The 21,297-nt window shown below is 39.6% G+C and carries 16 protein-coding genes and 1 pseudogene; 12 read left to right on the top strand and 5 right to left on the bottom strand.

All coding sequences use genetic code 11. From position 1 onward, the window contains the following. Positions 1-13: 13 nt before the first annotated feature. From L647_RS0118760 to L647_RS0118720, 9 genes and pseudogenes are all read left to right on the top strand, one after another. Positions 14-880, top strand: coding sequence for a phosphatidate cytidylyltransferase (locus L647_RS0118760; protein ID WP_024612402.1), 867 nt, complete (start codon positions 14-16; stop codon positions 878-880). Beyond that, a pseudogene (gene ispC / locus L647_RS01000000124570) lies at positions 877-2,081 on the top strand (1-deoxy-D-xylulose-5-phosphate reductoisomerase). Before L647_RS0118760 ends, ispC begins: the two are co-directional and overlap by 4 nt. A 1-nt stretch (position 2,082) precedes the next feature. After that, positions 2,083-3,435: a sigma E protease regulator RseP gene (gene rseP / locus L647_RS0118750; protein ID WP_024612401.1), complete on the top strand. Its 1,353-nt coding sequence runs from the start codon at positions 2,083-2,085 to the stop codon at positions 3,433-3,435. Between the two features lie 98 nt (positions 3,436-3,533). Continuing rightward, on the top strand, positions 3,534-6,005 hold the full coding sequence (gene bamA, locus L647_RS0118745; RefSeq protein ID WP_024612400.1) for an outer membrane protein assembly factor BamA: 2,472 nt from the start codon (positions 3,534-3,536) through the stop codon (positions 6,003-6,005). A gap of 11 nt (positions 6,006-6,016) precedes the next feature. Continuing rightward, positions 6,017-6,535: an OmpH family outer membrane protein gene (locus L647_RS0118740; protein WP_024612399.1), complete on the top strand. Its 519-nt coding sequence runs from the start codon at positions 6,017-6,019 to the stop codon at positions 6,533-6,535. A 7-nt stretch (positions 6,536-6,542) separates the two neighbouring features. Beyond that, positions 6,543-7,571, top strand: a complete 1,029-nt coding sequence (gene lpxD / locus L647_RS0118735; RefSeq protein ID WP_024612398.1) for a UDP-3-O-(3-hydroxymyristoyl)glucosamine N-acyltransferase — start codon at positions 6,543-6,545, stop codon at positions 7,569-7,571. A 20-nt stretch (positions 7,572-7,591) separates the two neighbouring features. Next, positions 7,592-8,044 carry a 3-hydroxyacyl-ACP dehydratase FabZ gene (fabZ, locus tag L647_RS0118730; protein ID WP_024612397.1) on the top strand — a complete coding sequence of 151 codons (453 nt, stop codon included), beginning with the start codon at positions 7,592-7,594 and terminating at the stop codon, positions 8,042-8,044. Between the two features lie 2 nt (positions 8,045-8,046). Then, positions 8,047-8,817: an acyl-ACP--UDP-N-acetylglucosamine O-acyltransferase gene (gene lpxA / locus L647_RS0118725; protein ID WP_024612396.1), complete on the top strand. Its 771-nt coding sequence runs from the start codon at positions 8,047-8,049 to the stop codon at positions 8,815-8,817. Between the two features lie 153 nt (positions 8,818-8,970). After that, positions 8,971-9,357 (top strand): septal ring lytic transglycosylase RlpA family protein, encoded by a 387-nt coding sequence (locus L647_RS0118720; protein WP_024612395.1) that lies wholly within the window; start codon positions 8,971-8,973, stop codon positions 9,355-9,357. Here L647_RS0118720 and cydC read toward each other — a convergent pair. From cydC to L647_RS0118695, 5 genes are read right to left on the bottom strand one after another with little or no spacing between them, the layout of a single operon-like run. Continuing rightward, positions 9,354-11,084, bottom strand: coding sequence for a thiol reductant ABC exporter subunit CydC (gene cydC / locus L647_RS0118715; protein WP_024612394.1), 1,731 nt, complete (start codon positions 11,082-11,084; stop codon positions 9,354-9,356). The two genes, L647_RS0118720 and cydC, sit on opposite strands and share 4 nt — an antisense overlap. Next, the gene (gene cydD / locus L647_RS0118710) at positions 11,077-12,864 is read right to left on the bottom strand and encodes a thiol reductant ABC exporter subunit CydD (RefSeq protein ID WP_024612393.1); all 1,788 of its coding nucleotides are present in this window, start codon (positions 12,862-12,864) and stop codon (positions 11,077-11,079) included. Before cydD ends, cydC begins: the two co-directional genes overlap by 8 nt. Further along, a complete protein-coding gene (gene cydX, locus L647_RS0118705; RefSeq protein WP_024612392.1) occupies positions 12,854-13,018 on the bottom strand; it encodes a cytochrome bd-I oxidase subunit CydX in 165 nt (54 codons plus the stop codon). The genes cydD and cydX overlap by 11 nt, the downstream gene beginning before the upstream one ends. A gap of 12 nt (positions 13,019-13,030) precedes the next feature. After that, positions 13,031-14,170, bottom strand: a complete 1,140-nt coding sequence (cydB, locus tag L647_RS0118700; RefSeq protein WP_024612391.1) for a cytochrome d ubiquinol oxidase subunit II — start codon at positions 14,168-14,170, stop codon at positions 13,031-13,033. Further along, positions 14,167-15,750, bottom strand: coding sequence for a cytochrome ubiquinol oxidase subunit I (locus tag L647_RS0118695; RefSeq protein ID WP_024612390.1), 1,584 nt, complete (start codon positions 15,748-15,750; stop codon positions 14,167-14,169). The genes cydB and L647_RS0118695 overlap by 4 nt, the downstream gene beginning before the upstream one ends. Positions 15,751-16,050: 300 nt before the next feature. On the opposite strand from L647_RS0118695, the gene lpxB reads away from it, so the two are divergent. The 3 genes from lpxB to dnaE all read left to right on the top strand — a co-directional run bounded on the left by lpxB (position 16,051) and on the right by dnaE (position 21,293). Beyond that, entirely contained in the window at positions 16,051-17,208 is a 1,158-nt protein-coding gene (gene lpxB, locus L647_RS0118690) for a lipid-A-disaccharide synthase (RefSeq protein ID WP_024612389.1), read from the top strand. Continuing rightward, a complete protein-coding gene (gene rnhB / locus L647_RS0118685; protein ID WP_024612388.1) occupies positions 17,198-17,815 on the top strand; it encodes a ribonuclease HII in 618 nt (205 codons plus the stop codon). The genes lpxB and rnhB overlap by 11 nt, the downstream gene beginning before the upstream one ends. Continuing rightward, positions 17,802-21,293, top strand: a complete 3,492-nt coding sequence (gene dnaE, locus L647_RS0118680; protein WP_024612387.1) for a DNA polymerase III subunit alpha — start codon at positions 17,802-17,804, stop codon at positions 21,291-21,293. Before rnhB ends, dnaE begins: the two co-directional genes overlap by 14 nt. The last annotated feature ends 4 nt before the right edge of the window (positions 21,294-21,297 follow it).

Here is a 21,297-nt window from a genome sequence, read left to right as displayed (position 1 = left end):
AAGGGTCACAATTTTGTTAAAACAACGAATTTTAACCTCACTAGTGCTAGCTCCATTAGCATTAGCTTTGGTTTTTTATACACCGCTTACGTTATTTAGTTATTTTGCTGGTGCAATAGTATTATTGGGTGCATGGGAATGGTCTGCATTCATGGGTTTGTGTAACAAGCTCAAAAGAGGATCGTTTGTACTTTTAGTTGCCGCTTTATTAGCGCTGCTTAATTTACACTGGCCAATTGAAGCTTTATGGCAAAACGGTAAGCTAGTTGGTGATGCGAATTATTTATTTACACTTGCGTTTGCTTGGTGGATTGTTGCTAGTTATTTAATATGGCGTTACCCAGCAATGGCAAAAGCGTGGAATGAAGGTTTGGTAATGCGTGGCATTGCCGGTTTACTTACGCTTGTACCACTATGGCTTGCACTAAATACATTACGCAGTGCTCAGTACATGGAGTCTACTCATTTTGGTTCTGTACTTATTTTAGTTGTTTTAGGAATTGTGTGGAGCGCTGATGTGGGTGCTTACTTTACAGGTAAAAGCTTTGGTAAACATAAGTTAATGCCTAAAGTGAGTCCAAACAAAACAATTGAAGGATTAGCCGGTGGTGTAGCCGCATCAATAATATTTGTATTGGCGTTTTGTTACTTCACTGAAGTAGATTTATATGTTTGGCCAATTTATGCAATTATGACTGCATTTATCGCGTTGTTTTCTGCGGTTGGTGACTTGTTAGAAAGTATGTTTAAGCGCGAAGCTGGCTTAAAAGATAGCGGCAGCTGCTTACCTGGTCATGGCGGTATTTTAGATAGAATTGATAGCCTAACGGCGGCGGCACCTATGTTTGTTATGTGTTACGCGTGGACTCTGAGTTTATGAGCCAAAAGCAATTATTGGTTATTTTAGGTGCTACAGGATCGATAGGTTTAAGTACGCTTGATGTTGTATCACGAAACAAAGAATTATTTGATGTTTTTGTGTTGGTCGCAGGGCTGAATGCAAAAAAAATGGCTGAGTTGTGCATTGAGCATGAACCGCTTTATGCGATTATGGCAACGCAGCAAGCTGCTGAGCAGTTATCTAGTCATTTAGCTAATACTCAGTGCCAAACACTGGTTATGCACGGTGAACAAGCAATGAGCGACTTATGTGCTCATCCAGATGTTGATATTGTTATGTCAGCAATTGTTGGTGCTGCGGGCTTACTGCCTACATTGAGTGCAGTANNNNCGGTAAAAAAGTACTGCTTGCTAATAAAGAATCCCTGGTTATGTCGGGTCAGTTGTTTATTGATAAAGTTAAACAACACAAGGCAACACTACTGCCAATTGATAGCGAACATAATGCTATTTTTCAATGCCTACCTAGTTCATTACAAAATGGTAACGGCGATCAAAAGCTACAAAACCACGGAGTAAGTAAAATTTTACTTACAGGTTCTGGCGGTCCATTTTTAACGCGTGATGTAAATACACTCAAAGATGTAACAGTTAGTGAAGCTGTTGCGCATCCTAATTGGTCTATGGGGCAAAAAATATCTGTCGATTCGGCAACCATGATGAATAAGGGCTTGGAATTTATTGAAGCTAAATGGCTGTTTAATTGCGATGCTAGCGATATTGATGTGGTTATCCATCCGCAAAGTATTATCCACTCAATGGTGCAGTACCATGATGGTTCTATTTTAGCGCAAATGGGAAATCCTGATATGCGCACGCCTATTGCCCATGCACTTGCTTACCCTGAGCGTATAAATGCAGGCGTTAAGCCTCTAAATTTTTCTGATATTTCTAATTTTTCGTTTACCAAGCCTGACTTTTCTCGTTACCCTAATTTGCAACTCGCTATTGAAGCGTGTAGTGCAGGGCAAGGAGCAACAACAACGGTGAATGCCGCAAACGAGATAGCGGTTAATGCATTTTTAAAAGGTGAAATTGGTTTTACCGATATATATAAAATAAATGCACAGACTCTCGAAGCGGCTACGTACACCAATGTACAAAGCTTAGACGAAATTTTAGAGTGCGACCGGTTAGCTCGCTTAAGCGCTTCGCAGTTTATTACAAAAGTGGTGCATTAATATGTTTGATTTTTTTTGGAACCTAGGCTCATTTATTTTAGCGCTTGGTATTTTAGTTACAGTCCATGAATTCGGCCATTTTTGGGTTGCACGCAAAATGGGTGTCAAAGTACTGCGTTTTTCTATTGGCTTTGGCAAACCACTTTTAAAATGGCATGACAAATATAAAACCGAATATGTAATTGCCGCTATTCCATTAGGCGGATATGTGAAAATGCTTGATGAGCGTGTTGACGAAGTACCGGCAAATCAACGTCATTTATCGTTTAATGCAAAATCTGTTCAGGCACGAATAGCTATTGTAGCTGCGGGTCCTATGGCTAACTTTTTATTCGCTATTTTTGCACTTGCTGTAATGTATATGGTGGGTGTGCAATCGGTTAAACCCGTTGTAGGAAGCGTAACAGAGGGAAGCCGAGCAGAGCAGGCGGGTATAATGCCAAGCCAGCATATTATTAAAATTGGCGATGACGAAATTACAACATGGCAAGATGCTACATTTGCATTAATGTCGAGCTTAGGCGAGGAAAGCGTAGAGGTTATTGTTCGTGATGAAAACCTGCAACCACGCGTTAAAATACTTAATTTAGATGGCTGGAAGCTTGATCAACAAGATGTACCCCCATTAAGCTCATTAGGTATCGTTCCATTTAGACCTCAAGCAACATTAACTATTGCGGCAGTGACTAAAGATTCAGCAGCAGAACAAGCAAATTTACAGGTTAACGATACTATTTTGTCTGTAAATGGCGAAACAATAAGCAGTTGGCAGCAATTAGTTAATCTTATTACCACGTCGGCTAACAAATCTTTACAATTTAGTGTAAAAAGACAAGATACTATAAAAACCATTACCGTGACCCCAAAAGGGCAATTAGCAGATGACGGTACTGAGCGTGGCTTTTTAGGCGTTGCTCCCGTTGTAGAGCAGTGGCCAGAAGGCTTTGTTGAGACTAGGCATTACGGTCCGTTGGATAGTATTGTGCGTGGCACTAAAGAAACTTGGCGATTAATTGCTCTTAGTTTTGACATGATAGGGAATTTAATTACAGGTCAGGTTTCGGTTAAAAATTTAAGTGGTCCGGTGGGCATTGCAGTCGGCGCTGGAACTAGCGTAAGCTATGGCTTAGTCGCCTTTTTAAGCTTCTTAGCGCTAATCAGTGTTAACTTAGGTGTATTTAATTTATTACCTTTGCCAGTGCTTGATGGTGGACACTTAATGTATTACATAATTGAACTTTTTCGTAAAAAGCCAGTCTCTGAAAAGACACAAGAGTTTGGTTTTAAAGTGGGTGCCTTGTTACTCATTTTTCTAACATGTTTCGCTTTGTTCAATGATGTATCGCGTTTGTAGTTGCAGCGTGACAAATTACTAATTAGAACACGATTGTAAAGCATCTCTAATTTTGGATGTTAAGCGGTAATACAGTTGTATAGGATAAAGATAATAAAATGGCTATAAAAAAACATTTGGCAGTAACAAGTTTATTGGGTGCAAGTTTTGCAGCCCTAGGCCAGAACTCCTTTATTGTTGAAGATCTTAAAGTTGAAGGCTTACAGCGTGTAGCACTTGGTGCTGCGTTAACGCATATTCCGATCAATGTGGGCGACAATGTTGATGATTATACGATTTCAAAAACAATAAAATCACTCTACCGCTCAGGTCACTTTGACAATATCAAAGCGCTTCGCGATGGCAATAACGTTGTTTTTAAAGTAACTGAACGTCCAACAATTAGCTTTATTGAGTTTGAAGGCAATAAAGACATTAAAGACGAGCAGCTTAATGAATCACTTGAGCAACAAGATATTCGCCAAGGTGAACCGCTTGATAAAACCGTTATCGATAATATCGAAAAAGGGTTAATTGAGTTCTTTCACAGTATTGGTAAATACAATGCTAAAGTTGAAATTAGCATTACAAAATTACCACGTAACCGCGTTAAACTTAAGTTAGAGTTTGATGAAGGTGATGCTGCATCTATCCGCCAAATTAACTTGGTAGGTAATGAGCTTTTTTCTAATGAAGATTTGCTAAAACTGGCTGAGTCACAGCAAGATTTACCTTGGTGGCAGTTTATGGGTAGCGACCGCTACCAAAAGCAAACCATTGAAGGCGATTTAGAAAAAATCCGCAGCTTTTATTTAGACCGTGGTTATTTACGTTTTAATATCGATTCTACACAAGTATCAGTAAGCCCTGAGCGTGAGTCTGTTTACGTTACAGCTAACTTAACGGAAGGCGTTAAATATAAAGTTAAAGGTTTTGACTTTATTGGTGACTTACTTGGTCGTGAAGATTTAATTAAGAGTGTTATTCCACTTAGAGCAGGTGAGCTTTATAACGGCTCAGTGGTTACTTCCTCTGAAGAGTTTATTAAGAGTTACTTAGCACGTTTTGGTTATGCTAATGCTGAAGTACGTACCATCCCTGAAATTGACGACGAGAATCAAGAAGTACAATTAACGTTGTCGGTTAATCCAGGTAAACGCGTTTATGTACGCCGTATTATTGTTGGTGGTAACCAAAATACGTCTGATGAAGTGTTGCGTCGTGAAATGACTCAGCTTGAAGGTGCATGGTTATCTAATCAAAACCTTGAGCGTTCAAAACTTCAAATTCAGCGTTTAGCGTACATGGAAAAAGTTGATTTTAACGTTATTCCTGTACCAGGTGTTGATGACCAAGTTGATGTTGATTTTACAGTAAAAGAGCAATCAGCTGGTAGCTTTAACGCGGGCTTAGCATATGGCTCATACCAAGGTTTACAATTCAATATTGGTGTAACAGAATCTAACTTTTTAGGTACTGGTAACCAAATTGGCTTTAATATTAATACTTCAAAGGGTTCTGAACGTGTAAGTTTGTCATACACTGACCCGTACTTTACACCAGACGGTGTATCGCAAGGTAGTAGCATATTTTATAGTAATTACGATGCTAGTGCGTTTAGCCTTGTTGATTATAAATCGAAAAGTTATGGTATTGGTACAAACATAGGTTTCCCAATTGATGCGATTAATCGTGTTAACTTTGGGGTACGTTGGATACAAGAAGAGCTTTCTGATATTGCAGAGTACGAGCAAACACGAGTACTTCGAGAAACCTTCTTAGACCCTGAAAATCCTGATGCTGGTTTTGACTTTACTAAATATGAGTTAAGTGTAGGTTGGTCGCGTGTTACTGTTAACCGAGGTTTATTCCCAACTGCAGGTTCGCGTCAAACTTTAAACTTAACAGCAACAACGCCTAATTCAGACCTTAAGTACTTTAAACTGAATTATGATTCGCGCTTCTACTGGCCAATTTCGAATGACCATCGTTGGGTGTTCTCAACGCGTGCTGCGCTTGGTTATGGTAATGGCTATGGCTCAACAAATGGTTATGAACAAACATTACCATTCCAAGAGTTCTTCCGAATTACTGAAATGGAATTACGTGGCTTTGACCGTAATACAATATTACCGCAAGCAATATCGCGCATACCTTCGTCTATCGATGGTACACCTAATGCAGATGGTTCAAGTACGGGTAGTATAGGTGGTGCGTCTGAGTTTGATATATTAGTACCTCAAGGTCGTATTGGTGGTAATGCTAAAGCGGTTGCAGGTATGGAGCTAATTGTTCCTACACCGTTCTTAGATGAAGAAAATACAAGTTCTGTACGTACGAGCTTCTTTGTTGATGCTGCAAACGTATGGGATACAGAATTTAGCGTAGACCGTTTTCAAAACTTAGGCGTTGATGAGCGTGCTAAATTAGACGATTACTCAGATCCAACACGTTTTAGGGTGTCGACCGGTTTATCATTACAATGGATCTCTCCAATGGGTCCTATGCTGATTAGTTTTGCTTATCCATTGCAAAAACAAGAAGATGACGATACGAAAACTATCAGCTTTAATATTAGTAACACTTTCTAAAGGAGTTTTTTGTGAAAAAATTATTTAAATCAACGGCAGTAGCTGTTTTAGCAACATTAGTTATGGGTACTTCTACGAGTGCATTTGCACACAAAGTTGGCATTGTAGATATGCAAGAAATCTATAAGCAAATTCCTCAAATGGCTAAAATTGAGCAGTCATTACAAACTGAATTTGCTGAGCGTCGCCAAGAGCTTGAAAAGCTACAAGGTGATATTCGCTTTGAAGCTGAAAAATTTAAACGCGAAAGTACAACAATGAGCCAAGCTCAAAAAGATACATTACGCGATAAAATTCAAGGCATGCAAAAAAATCTTGCTGAACAAGGTCGTCCTTTAGAGCAAGAAATTAAAACACGTCAAAACCAAGAGCTAGCTAAAGTTCAGGGTTTAATTATTAAAACTATTGAAGATATAGCTAAAGATGGCGACTTTGATGAAGTTAAAGTAAAAGATACAACTATTTACTTTAACCCTAAAGAAGTAACTGATCTTTCATCTAAAGTAGTAGCAGCTGTTAGCAAGAAATAATCAATCTATGCAAAATTATACGCTTTCGCAAATTGCGGAACTTCTAAGCGCCGAACTTCAAGGTGATGGCGCTTTAGAAATAAAAAAAATAGCTACTCTTGCAAATGCCCGTTCTGGGCATATTGCATTTTTAGCGAACAAGAAATACCGTCCTCAGCTAGAAACAACTCAGGCCAGTGCTGTTATTTTAGGCGTAGCCGATGCTCCTTACTTTAATGGCAATAAAATCATTGTTGCAAACCCGTACGTTACTTACGCTAAGTTAGCCCAGTTAATGGATACTACACCGCGTTCTGCATCAACGGGCATTCATTCTAGTGCTGTTATTCACCCTACTGCACTTGTAAGCAAGAGTGCGGCTATTGGTGCAAATGTTGTTGTTGAAGCTGATGCTGTTATTGGTGACAACGCACAAATTGGTCCGAACAGTTTTATTGGTGAACGTGTTAAAATAGGTTCTGGCACTAAGCTTTGGCCGAGTGTAACTATTTATCATGATGTTGAAATTGGCTCTGATTGTTTGTTTCAAGCAAACAGTGTTATTGGTAGTGATGGTTTTGGTTATGCTAACGAGCGCGGTCAGTGGATTAAAATTCCTCAACTTGGCTCTGTAACTATTGGCGACAAAGTTGAAATTGGTGCTAGTACGACTATAGACCGTGGTGCACTTGACGATACGATTATTCATAGCAACGTTATTATTGATAATCAGTGCCAAATAGCGCACAACGTTGAAGTCAATTCAGGCACTGCAATTGCTGGTTGCAGCGTAGTTGCAGGAAGTACGACCATTGGTAAAAATTGTCAGATTGCCGGCATGGTTGCAATTAATGGTCACATTTCTATATGCGATGGTGCTATAATTACAGGAATGTGCATGGTGACTAAGTCGATCACCGAACCAGATATTTACTCATCTGGCATACCCCATACAACTAACAAAGAATGGCGTAAATCAATTGCTCACTTGCGTAACCTTTCAGATATGAAGTCTCGTCTTAAAGCGCTTGAAGCATTGGCTAAGTCACAACGTTGAACACTAATAAGGATGCTATTTTGGCAAACGAATTAAATAGCCTTGATATTCAAGAAATTTTAGCTTTATTACCACACCGTTACCCGATGCTATTAATTGATCGTGTTATCGATTTTACACCGGGAAAATCGCTACATGCTATTAAAAATGTTTCTATAAACGAACCTATTTTTACTGGGCACTTTCCAAATCAGCCAATCTTCCCTGGTGTGTTAATATTAGAAGCGATGGCACAAGCCACGGGTTTACTTGGTTTTAAAACGGTTGAAAATCGCAGCGAAAATGAGCTTTATTTGTTTGCTGCTGTTGATAATGCACGTTTTAAAAAACCAGTAATACCTGGTGATACACTGCATCTACATGTTGAGTTTTTAAAGGAACGCCGTAACATCTGGAAGTTTTCTGCAGAAGCAAAAGTCGACGGCAAAGTAGTATGTAGTGCCGAAATTATGTGTGCTAGAAGAGAGTTTTAATAGTGATTCATTCAACAGCAATAATCGAACCAGGCGCTAAACTGGGTAACAATGTCTCAGTTGGTCCTTATAGTTATATTGGCAATGATGTTGTTATCGGTGATAACTGTATTATTGAATCTCACGTTGTTGTTAAAGGACCGTCTACAATTGGTTCTGGTAACCATATTTTTCAGTTTGCGTCTGTAGGTGAAGCCTGCCAAGACAAAAAATACAACAACGAGCCAACTACGTTAATCATTGGCGATAATAACGTTATTCGTGAATGCGCTACAATTCACCGTGGTACAACTCAGGATCAAGGTGTTACTAAAATTGGCAGTAATAACTTATTTATGGCTTATACCCATGTTGCACATGATGCAGTAATAGGCGATAACGTTATTTTTGCTAATAATGCGAGTGTAGCGGGTCATGTACATATAGGTGACTGGGTTATTTTAGCGGGTAACTCTGGCGTGCATCAGTTTTGTAAAGTGGGTGCGCATGCATTTGTTGGTATGTACTCTGCTATCAATAAAGATGTACCACCGTTTGTTACTACTATTGGCATACCAGCAGGTCCAGTTGCAATTAATACTGAAGGCATGAAACGCCGAGGCTTTGAAAGTGATGAAATTATGGCTGTACGTCGTGCTTATAAAACTTTTTATCGTAAAAGTTTAGGTGTTGACGAGGCAATTAAGTCACTTAGCGAAGATGCTGCAAAGTACCCAGCTGTTAAATTGATGATTGATTTTGTTCAAAGTTCAGAGCGCGGTATTTTAAGATAACGCCTTTCACTTAATACAAATTCGATATAAAAAAACCACCTCAGATATAACATCGATGGTGGTTTTTTATTGCTTAAAATTTAGGAGTGATTCAGTCAATACTCAGTCTACTCAGGTTAACATGCGCCTAATTTGTATAATAAAAGCTATCCTATGCGTTTACCTAAGTTAATCTTTACTGTTATTTGTTTTTCAATTTTAGCTGCTTGTAGTAGCCAGCCAATTATTAAATCGTCTTCTGGAGAGCTTACTCAAGTAGGGAAAGCTTCTTTTTATGCTAATAAATACCACGGCAGAACAACCGCAAATGGAGAGCGTTTTAGCCAACAAGCCGCTACTGCAGCTCATCTAAAACTTGATTTTGGAACTAGGGTAAGAGTAACTAACTTAGCGAATAATAAATCGGTAGTAGTAAGAATTAACGACAGAGGTCCGTATGTGCGCGGTCGAATTATTGACCTATCACGTGATATGTTTAAAAAAATAGCCGACCCTAAAGTCGGCGTTATTGATGTATCAATGGTTGTTTTAAGTGACTAAAAGCGCGTTGTAAGCGATACATAATCTGCATAATTACTCAGCAAGTTTTTATGTAGCTCCTGTGCAACTACTTTACCGTCTTCAAGCCAAATTATATTATCCATTTGCTCTAGTAATGCAGGGTCGTGGGTAATGGTTAACACACTCGTTTTATTCATTACCTGCATCATAGCGTGCATTACACTTTGTTTAGATTGATTGTCGAGCCCTTCGGTGGGTTCATCAAGCACTAAAATAGCAGGGTTTTGTAATAAAGCTTGAGCTATTGCTATGCGCCTAGATTGACCTTGCGATACATTGCGCCCGCCAGTGCCTAGTCGTGTTTTTAAACCGGCTTTTAAATCGTTAAACCAAGGTTCAAGTTGTGCAAGTGTTAGTGCTTCGACCATCTGCTCTTTAGTTGCATTGGGATGTGCATATCGAAGGTTTTCACTCAACGTACCATCAAAAATATGATGTTGTTGCGCCAAAATATTAATAACGTTTGCACGGGTATCGTTACTTAATGAATGTAAATTAACAGGATCACCGTTATTACTTAAAGTAATACTCCCTTGCTGTAACGGCCATAAACCCGTAAGTAAATTTACAAGCGNGCCACTTCTTCCAACAATGGCTACTTTTTGTTGTGCTTTTAGCTCAAAGCTTACATCGTTTAACGCTTTTTGATCGCCGTATTGATAGTGAATATTTTTAAGTATTAACGCGCTACCTTTTGTATCAATATTTTGTGTAAGAGTTTCGCTATTTTTAACAGATGAATTTGCTGCTTTATCTTCGAGCGTAAATAATCGATCAGCTGCCTTTAAAACATTTGGTAATTCTATAAAAGCATTAGGGAGTTGCAGTACACTTTCAAAGCTCGCTAGAACAAAAAGGCTGAGCATTGCTAGTTCAACATTAGCCATCGTATTGGTGTAGACCATAGGTACTATAGTAACGATGCTACCCAGCATTGCGAGTTGCACAATCAATAAGCTTAAACCATCGGTGTTTGCCAGTGCTTTATGACGAATAAATAACTGCTGGTTATATTGCTCACTTAATTCGTCGCATTTATTAAGTTGCTGCGAACGCGCTTGATAAATACTAAGCTCTCTGAGTCCTGTTAGTGTGTCTGACAACTCAGAGCGAAGCTGTGCACTGAGCTGAGTTTCTTTATGGCTATTTTTATTAAGTTTAGCGCTGAGTAATGCAGGTAAAACCACACCAATTAACACAATGCCAATAAAGCAAATTAGCGCTACGTTGGCATTATAAGCCGACATAAATAACATAATGATTGGTACACTCAACAGCGCCACCAGCATTGGCAATAAAATGTTTAGGTAAAATTTATCAAGGGCATCTACGTCGTTTTGTAAGCGATTTACTAAGTCCGCACTGCGGCTCATTGCTAAATCAACATTATTTAATTTACTGAGTGTAGAAAATACATTAACGCGTATTTCACTTAGTAATAAAAAAGTAGCGTTATGGGTTACTAATCGCTCTGCATAACGTGATGCTGTGCGCACAATAGCTAAAAATCGAATAGTACCTGCTGGGGTAAAGTAATTCATTTGTACGCCTGCAATACCCGCTGCAGCCATAGAAGCTAAAAACCAGCCAGATATAGCCAGTAAACCTATATTGGCAAGCACGGTAATTGTGGCTAAAAATGTACCAAGTAACATTGCCTTATAATGAGGAGCACAAAGCTTTAATAAGCGAATAAAGTTAGTCATGCGCTACTCCTTGTTGGGCTGTTTTTAATAAATTAGTAAACTCACCATTTTTGTTTGTGAGCTCATTAAAATTACCTTGCTCTATTATTTCTCCGTCGCGCATAACAATTATGTTATTGGCATGCTGTACGGTATTAAGTCTGTGAGCAATTACTAATACTAAATTGTTTTTAGCATATTCATTAATAGCATTTTGAATAAGTTGCTCTGTTTGGCTATCAAGGTGCGCTGTGGGCTCATCAAGCACCAATACTGGCGCTTGCTTTATAAATGCACGGGCGAGCGCGATACGCTGCTTTTGACCGCCAGAAAGTCCTTCACCTTGCTCACCAATAAGTGTATTAAAGCCATCGGGCAGGGCATTTATAAACTCAAGGGCACCGGCTTGCTGCGCTGCGTGTTCAAGCTCTTGCTGGGTTGCACTAGGTTTTGCTAATTTAATATTAGCGGCAATGCTGTCGTAAAATAAAGTCGCTTTTTGAGGTATCCACGCAATATTATTTTGTAACTGGTTTATTTGCGACGAGTTAAGTGTGTTCTCATTAATGCTTATATGATTAATAACCTCAGGATGAAAACCTAATAAGCAATCAAATAAGGTGCTTTTACCCGAACCACTTGCACCTACTAAGGCAACTAGACCCTTATTTGGCAATGTTAAATTAATATTTTTAATACCTTCGTTACTGTCGGGATATATAAAATTAAGGTCGGTAATACTTATTGAATTAGTTGTGTTTAAGGCTAAATTATTTATCGGTGTACTAACTGCCATTTCTTCATCGTTTGGTAATGGCGCATTCAAAATAATTAGCATATCTGCAGCGGCACTAATACCTTGCAAGCGTGCATGGTAATGGCTGCCTAATTGGCGTAGTGGTAAATAAAACTCAGGCGCTAGTAACAATACAACAAAGCCAGTAGCAAAATCGAGTGTGCCAAAAAACAATCTAAAACCAATAATTACAGCCACTAATGCAACACTAATAGTCGCTAAAAATTCAAGAGCGAAAGATGACAAAAATGCGATTTTTAAAACATCAAGTGTGGCGTGTCTAAAGTCATCAGATATTTTGGCTATTTGTTTAAGCTCTATTTGAGTGGCGTTAAATAACTTGAGTTGTGTTAACCCTTGTACTCGGTCAAAAAAGTAATTTCCTAATACCGCGAGTTGTTTCCAGCGTTTTTGATTAAGTGCTTCGGCTTTAGAGCCGACTAAAATCATAAAAAAGGGGATGAGTGGAGCGGTTAATAAAAATATTAATCCGGCTTTGTAATCTGTCGGAAAAATAACAATCAGTATTGCCAACGGAATAAGTGCGCTGTAAGCAACACCCGGTAAATACTTAGCGTAATAATCATGTAGTGCCTCTACGCCATTATGCAGCGTGTTAAGAGTAGCACCTTGACCATGTTGTTCTATATAACTAGGACCTAATAAGGCCAACTTATTTAAGAGAGTTTGACGCATAGCCGATTTTATTTTAAGTGCTGCAAATGCACTTAAGCGCTCACTTAACGCCAAAAATACAGCACGAAGTAAAATAATACCTGCTAACGGCCACAATAAATGAGTAACTTGGGCTAAGTTATTACCTTCAAACATAACGTTGTGAATAGCTTGAGCCAGTAAATAAGCACCTGCAATCATAAGTAGCGCGTTAAAAGTCCCCAAGGCAATGCTTAACTTTAGCCACATTGCCGCAGGTTTACTTTGTCGCTTTAAAAAAGCGCGCAGAGATTGCTGCTGCGCGCGATCTGGTCGGGGGTTAGTCGTCATCTTTTGTGTTGTTAGCATCGTTTAATAAATCATGCATAACTTGTTCGTCATCAGCAATGCTGTCTTTATTTTGATGAAACTCATACCACATTACGTTTATTACACCTAATGTGCAGGCTAAAAGTACACCTAAAATCCAGGCAAAATACCACATCGTTTAGTCTCCTTAATAGCTACCATGAGAGTTGTTTTCTATTTCTTCTACCGTTACTCTGCGCCACATTTTTACGTAACACCACGTGGTATAAGTTAAAATAAGTGGTACAAAAATACACACAGCAACAAACATTATATTGAGTGTTTTATGGCTCGATACAGCATCCCAAATTGTTAAACTAATATTAGGGTTATTACTTGATGGCATAATGAATGGGAATAGTGATACACCCGCCGTCATAATTACACCTATTAGCATAAGACTTGTAGAAATAAGCCCTAGTGCTGGTTTGTTCAATTTAGAAAACAATAGCGCACTTAGTGCCATTACAAACGCTAAAATAGGAAAGGTCATAGTCCATGGGCGTTCACTGTAATTGCTAAGCCACGCGCCTTGGGCTGTTGTTACTACTTTAGCTAATGGGTCTGCATGGCTTTGTGTATCAGGCATAGATACAATTTGGTAACCCGTTAAATTAGCAACCCAAAAACCAGCGCCTGCAAACAGTATAATAAATACAATCAGTGAATAACGACCATATTGCCCCGATCGATCTGCTACTGCATCAGCTGTACGAAGCTGTAACCACATACCAGCATGAGCAATCAGCATAGTGATACTCACTAAACCAGCAAGTAAACCAAACGGGTTAAGTAAACCAAAAAATGAACCTTGGTAGCTAACACGCATTAAGTTATCAATATTAAATGGTACGCCTAAAAATAAGTTACCAAAAGCAACACCAAAGACTAAAGCCGGAATTGCGCTGCCTGCAAGCAGACCCCAATCCCAGTTATTACGCCAGCGTTTTGAGTCTACTTTGCTGCGGTAATCAAACCCAAGTGGTCTAAAAAATAGAGCAAATAGTACTAACATCATCGCGAAGTAAAACCCCGAAAATGCAGCTGCATAAACCATAGGCCACGCTGCAAATAACGCGCCGCCTGCGGTAATAAACCATACTTGGTTACCATCCCAGTGTGGACCAATGGTATTAATTACTGTACGACGTTCTGAATCTGTTTTACCTACAAGGCGTAGCAACATAGCTACACCCATATCCATGCCATCGGTAATCGCAAAGCCAATAAGCAGCACGCCAATGATCAACCACCAAAGCATTTTTAATGTTTCATAATCAAAAATCATAACTGGTCTCCTTTATCTTCAGCGGTGTTATTAGGTAATTCAAAATGATACTTACCAGTATGCAGCGAGCTTGGACCTAGCTTAACAAAACGGATCATCAGCCAACCTTCAACAATGGCTAAACCAGTATAAAAAATAATAAACCCAGTTAAACTAATTAATATGTCGTTTATAGTTAGTGACGACGTAGCTAAAAAGGTCGGCAGTATTTCTGATATAGCCCAAGGTTGACGGCCATACTCAGCTACAATCCAGCCAAATTCAATAGCTATCCAAGGCAGTGGAATACTTAATACTACAGCCCATAATAACCAACGTTTGTGTTCGATAACGCGTTGAGCATTGTAGTAAAAGGCAAGTATAAATACCGCTAGCATTGCCATACCACAGGCAACCATAATCCTAAACGACCAAAACATAGGACCCACTTTAGGGAATGAATCTTTAACTGCTTTTTGAATTTGCTCTTCAGTGGCATCTACAACATCTGGTGTGTAGCGTTTGAGTAACAAGCCATAACCTAAATCGTCTTTAATAGAGTTAAATTTAGCAACATTTTCTGGTGTGTCTTCACCGTTTCTGAGCTTTGTTAAGTACTCATAAGCAATCATACCGTTACGAATACGCACTTCATGTTGTTTTTCTAAATCAGAAATACCAATTACTTGCTCATCAAGTGAGCGTGTAGCAATTAATCCAAGTGCATAGGGTATTTTAACTGCTGCATGAGTAACTTGCTCTTCTGAATCAGGAAAGCCAAACGCGGTAAAAGCAGCAGGCGCTTCTTCGGTGTGCCACTCGGCTTCAATTGTAGCTAGTTTTACTTTTTGAACTTCACCTACTTCGTAACCTGATTCGTCACCGAGTAAAATTACACATAAAACAGAGGCTAAACCAAAAGCAGACGCAACTGAGAACGAGCGCTTAGCAAATGCTAAATCACGACCTTTTAATATATACCAACTACTAATACCAAGCACAAACATAGACGCTGCTACATAACCTGCCGATACAGTATGAATAAATTTAACTTGTGCAACAGGGTTAAACACAAGCTCTGCAAAGCTGGTCATTTCCATACGCATTGTTTGATAGTTAAACTCAGCACCTACTGGGTTTTGCATCCAACCATTAGCGATTAAAATCCACAGCGCCGACATGTTGGTACCAATTGCCATTAAAAACGTCGCGCCTAAATGTTGGCGTTTTGAAAGCCTGTCCCAACCTAAAAAGAACATACCTACAAAGGTTGATTCTAAAAAGAATGCCATTAAGCCTTCAATAGCGAGGGGAGCCCCAAAAACATCACCCACATAATGCGAGTAATAAGACCAGTTAGTACCAAACTCAAATTCCATGGTAAGGCCTGTCGCCACACCTATCGCAAAGTTAATACCAAATAATTTTCCCCAAAACTTAGTCATATCACGATAAATTTCGCGACCGGTCATAACATAAACCGTTTCCATGATAACTAAGATCCAGGTCATACCTATAGTTAGAGGTACAAACAAGAAATGAAAGAGAGCGGTAACAGCGAACTGTAATCGCGATAGATCCACAAAGGTTTCATCTATCATTATTGGCTCCTTGAGAGTGACGGATTAACAGGGCAATATAGCAATTGGCAACGTTAAAGTTTAATGAACTTTCAGTAATTACTGAAAGTTTGTAATATTATTTACTTTTGTGCAATTTTTGTCAATACATATATTAGTAAAAGCGAATGTCTTATTCATGCTACATCAGTATTATAAATATACAATGATCAGAATTATTTAGCGCACAATAGAACGACTATTTTTAGGCGTTTATTGAAACACTAAAACACGGTAAACTAATACGTATGAACGCATGGTTTACTTGTGAAATAAAATCAAATGAATAAAGCTCAAAAACAACTACGAATAGGCATTGTGGCAGGTGAACTGTCGGGCGATATTTTAGGTGAAGGCTTAATTAAATCACTTAAAAAACAATACCCAGATGCTATTTTTGAAGGAATAGCAGGACCTAAAATGCAAGCTCAGGGCTGTAAAACGTTGTTCGATATGGATGAGCTTTCTGTAATGGGGCTTGTAGAAGTACTTGGTCGTTTACCGCGTTTGCTTAAAATTCGTAAACAACTAGTGCAACACTTTATTGATAACCCACCTGATGTGTACATTGGTATAGATGCCCCTGATTTTAATTTACGAATAGAAAAACCACTCAAAGATGCCGGTATTAAAACAGTACAGTATGTAAGCCCGTCTGTTTGGGCTTGGCGAGAAAAGCGCATTCATACAATTAGTGCTGCTACTAACTTAGTGCTTGCATTATTGCCTTTTGAAAAAGAATTTTACGATAAGCACCAAGTGCCGTGTACATTTGTAGGGCACACCTTAGCTGACGATATAGCACTTGAGCACGATGACAGTAAAGCGCGTGAAGAGTTAGGCTTAAGCCTTGATGATAAAGTGCTTGCCTTACTACCGGGTAGTCGAGGCTCTGAAGTTGGCTTATTAAGCGAAACTTATATTAAAACAGCTGCAAAGCTGCAAGCGCAAAACCCAAACCTTAAAATTGTAGTGCCATTAGTTAACGAAAAACGCAGAGCGCAGTTTACTGCTATTTTAAATGCCACTGCGCCTGACCTTAATGTTAACTTGCTTGATGGGCAATCAAAATTAGCCATGCAAGCCGCCGACGCCATTTTATTAGCCTCGGGCACAGCAACACTTGAAGGCATGCTTTATAAAAAACCGATGGTCGTGGGTTATAAAATAAAACCTTTGAGTTATTGGATTTTTAAAACCTTATTTACGTTTAATATAAAATATTTTTCGCTGCCTAATTTATTAGCCGACGAAGAATTAGTACCTGAGTTTTTACAAAGCGAGTGCAACGTAACTAATTTAACGAACGCGCTTACCCCTATGCTAAACACAGATAACATTGAGCTAAAAGCGCGCTTTTTAGCTATTCACGAAGAAATTAGATTAAATGCCAGCGAACAAGCAGCGAATGCTGTGGCGGAGTTAATAAATGCAAATTGATAGACCAAATGTAGCCTTAATTGCTGGTGTAGACGAAGTCGGGCGCGGTCCACTTGTGGGTGATGTAGTTACTGCAGCAGTCATTTTAGACCCCACTAAACCGATTGCTGGCTTAGCGGACTCTAAAAAACTAACGGATAAAAAACGCCAAGCGCTTGCGATTGAAATAAAAGAAAAAGCATTGTGCTATGCGTATGGCCGCTGCAATCCAACAGAAATTGATGAGTTAAACATATTACACGCAACTATGCTCGCCATGACTCGCGCAGTAGAGGCATTAAGCACACAACCTGAATTTGTATTTATAGATGGTAATCGTTTGCCAAAACTCACTATGCCAGCGCAAGCTATTGTTAAAGGCGATAGCTTAGTAGCTGAAATTTCAGCCGCGTCTATTTTAGCTAAAGTAGCGCGCGATGACGAAATGATTGAGCTTGATAAACGCCACCCAGAATACGGCTTTGCAGGGCATAAAGGGTATCCAACTAAAGCACATTTTGCAGCGCTTGAGCAGTACGGCGCTATTGACGAGCACCGTAAAAGCTTTAAACCTGTGCAGCGTGTTTTAGCGCAAGCCAATGGTGAGGGTNAGCATGGCTGCTCCTGATTTTGTTCATTTAAGGGTTCACTCTGACTTTTCGATGGTTGACGGCCTTGCTAAAACAAAGCCGATAGTTGCTAAAGCGCAAGAGCTGCAAATGCCAGCCATTGCGATTACCGATCAAATGAACTTTTGTGGTTTAGTGCGCTTTTATGGTGCTACGCATAACGCCGGTATTAAACCTATAGTGGGTGCTGACTTTTGGGTTCGCAGCCCAGAATTTCCTGATGAGCCAAGTCGTCTAACCATATTGGCAAAAGACAATGATGGCTATAAAAATATCACCTTATTAATATCTAAAGCGTATCAACGTGGGCATGTATTTCATCGGCCCGTTATTGACCGAGAATGGCTGGTGGAACATAAAACGGGCTTAATTATTCTCTCGGGTGCTAAAGACGGTGACTTAGGAAAGGCATTACTAAAAAATAACCCAAGTGTTATTGAATCGGTTGTTAGCTTTTACAAGCAGCATTTTAGCGACAACTACTACCTTGAGCTTGTTCGCACCAATCGACCGCTTGAAGAAGACTACTTACACATGGCGGTAGAGCTTGCTACAAAAGAGCAGTTACCTGTTGTAGCGACCAACGAAGTGGTGTTTTTAAAACCTGAAAACTTTGAAGCGCACGAAATTCGCGTTGCTATTTTTGATGGTTACACGCTTGACGATAAACGCAGACCTAAACGATTCTCTGAAGAACAATACCTAAAAACATCAGAGCAAATGGCTGAGTTGTTTAGTGATATACCGGAGGCTTTACAAAACACGGTAGAAATAGCTAAACGTTGTAATGTAACTGTTCAGCTAGGGACTTACTTTTTACCTGATTACCCAACTGGCTCACTTAAGATTGATGAGTTTTTAGTTAAAGTGTCAGAAGATGGTCTTGAAGAGCGACTGCAGTTTTTATTCCCCGATGAAGAAGATAGAAAAGTAAAACGCGTTGAATACGATGAGCGACTTGATATAGAGCTTGGCGTAATTAACCAAATGGGATTCCCCGGTTACTTCTTAATCGTAATGGAGTTTATTCAGTGGAGTAAAGATAACAATATTCCTGTTGGACCTGGTCGTGGTTCAGGTGCGGGTTCGTTAGTTGCGTACGCACTTAAAATTACCGATTTGGATCCGCTTGAATTCGATTTGCTTTTTGAGCGATTTTTGAATCCAGAACGTGTATCAATGCCCGATTTCGACGTCGATTTTTGTATGGATAGACGTGACGAAGTAATTGATCACGTGTCGGCTTTGTATGGGCGTAACGCCGTATCGCAAATTATTACCTTTGGTACCATGGCTGCAAAAGCGGTAATACGCGATGTAGGGCGAGTGCTTGGGCATCCTTATGGGTTTGTCGATCGTATTTCTAAAATGATTCCAGGGGATCCTGGGATGACACTTGCTAAAGCGTTTGATATAGAACCACGCTTGCAAGAAGCCTACGATGGCGACAACGAAGTAAAAGATTTAATCGACATGTGTCGCATTTTAGAGGGGTGTACACGTAACGCTGGTAAACATGCGGGTGGTGTTGTTATATCGCCAACCACTATTACCGACTTTGCTGCACTTTATTGCGATGATGAAGGTAAGTTTCCGGTAACGCAATTTGATAAAAATGACGTAGAAACCGCAGGCTTAGTTAAGTTCGATTTCTTGGGTTTACGCACACTGACTATATTGCAGTGGGCGGTCGATATGACCAATGTGCGCATGAAGCGCCAAGGTAAAAATCTAGTCGATATAAATACCATTCCGCTAGATGATAAAAAGAGTATTGAGTTACTACTTCGCGCCGAAACGACTGCTGTATTCCAGCTAGAGTCGCGCGGTATGAAAGATTTAGTACGGCGCTTAAAGCCCGATAGCTTTGAAGATATGATTGCATTGGTTGCTTTGTTCCGCCCAGGTCCGCTGCAATCAGGCATGGTAGATAACTTTATCGACCGGAAACTAGGTCGCGAAGAAATCTCATACCCAGATGCGCAGTATCAGCACGAAAGCTTAAAACCTATTTTGGAGCCTACTTACGGCATTATTTTGTATCAAGAACAAGTAATGCAAATAGCCCAAGTTTTAGCAGGTTATACGCTTGGTGGCGCCGACATGCTTCGCCGTGCAATGGGTAAGAAAAAACCCGAAGAAATGGCTAAGCAGCGTTCAACGTTTGAAGATGGTGCAAGAAATAATGGCATTGACGGCGAACTAGCGATAAAAATCTTCGATCTGGTAGAAAAATTCGCAGGTTACGGCTTTAACAAATCTCACTCGGCAGCGTATGCGCTCGTTTCGTATCAAACACTGTGGATGAAAACTCATTATCCGGCTGAGTTTATGGCAGCAGTAATGTCGGCAGATATGGATAACACCGACAAAATCGTTATTTTGGTGGATGAATGTGAAAACATGAAGCTCACCTTATTACCGCCAGACGTAAATGCAGGTGAGTTTAAGTTTACAGTAAACCTTGATGGCGAAATAGTTTACGGAATTGGTGCTATTAAAGGCGTGGGTGAAGCACCGGTAGATGCTATTTTAGAAGCTCGCGCAAAAGGGGGTCCATTTAAAGACCTATTTGATTTTTGTGCTCGTGTTGATTTAAAACGCTTAAATAAACGTGTAACCGAAAAACTTATTTATTCAGGCGCGCTTGATAAACTAGGTCCTGATAAAACACAATCGGGGCGTGCTACGTTACTAGCTAGTTTAAAAAGTGCTATGCGCGCGGCCGATCAGCACAATAAAGCTGAATTATTAGGCCAAAGTGATTTATTTGGCTTATTAGCAACTGAATCTGATGAAGTAGAACAAGCATTTATTAAAGCAGTTGGTTTAACCGATAACGAATGGTTAGATGGCGAAAAAGAAACCTTAGGCTTATATTTAACTGGCCATCCAATTAATCAGTACCGACGTGAGCTTAAACATTATACCAGCGGAAAAATAGTTGATTTACAACCAACTAATCGCGATGTATTTGCAACGGCTGCAGGCCTAGTAATTGCCTCTAGGGTATTAATTAATAAAAAAGGAAATCGTTGGGCCTTAGTAACTTTAGATGACAAGAGTGCACGCATTGATGTACGCTTGTATTCAGACGAGTTTGAAAAGTACCAAGATATGCTCCAAGTTAACAATATCTTGGTAATATCCGGACAGGTCAGCTTTGATAACTTCTCTGGTGGTATTACAATGACCGCCAGAGAAATAAACACCATTGTTCAAGCGCGTGAAAAACGTATAAAAGCGATTAAAATGACGCTGAACATGGTGCAAGTCGAAGCAGGTTTCTTCGATAAATTACAAAAAGTACTCGAACCCTACAAAATGGGAACGTGTCCGATCAAGGTTTATTACCAACGCCCAGATGCGTTGGCGCAATTAACTCTTGGGATCGAATGGTGTGTTACGCCAAGTGATGACTTGATTCATAAGTTATCACTAATGGCGGCGCAAGATGTAGAACTGGAATTTAACTAATTAG

The sequence above is a fragment of the Pseudoalteromonas sp. TB64 genome (assembly GCF_000498095.1).
GTDB lineage: Bacteria > Pseudomonadota > Gammaproteobacteria > Enterobacterales > Alteromonadaceae > Pseudoalteromonas.
This window is presented reverse-complemented; position numbering and strand designations above follow the sequence as displayed.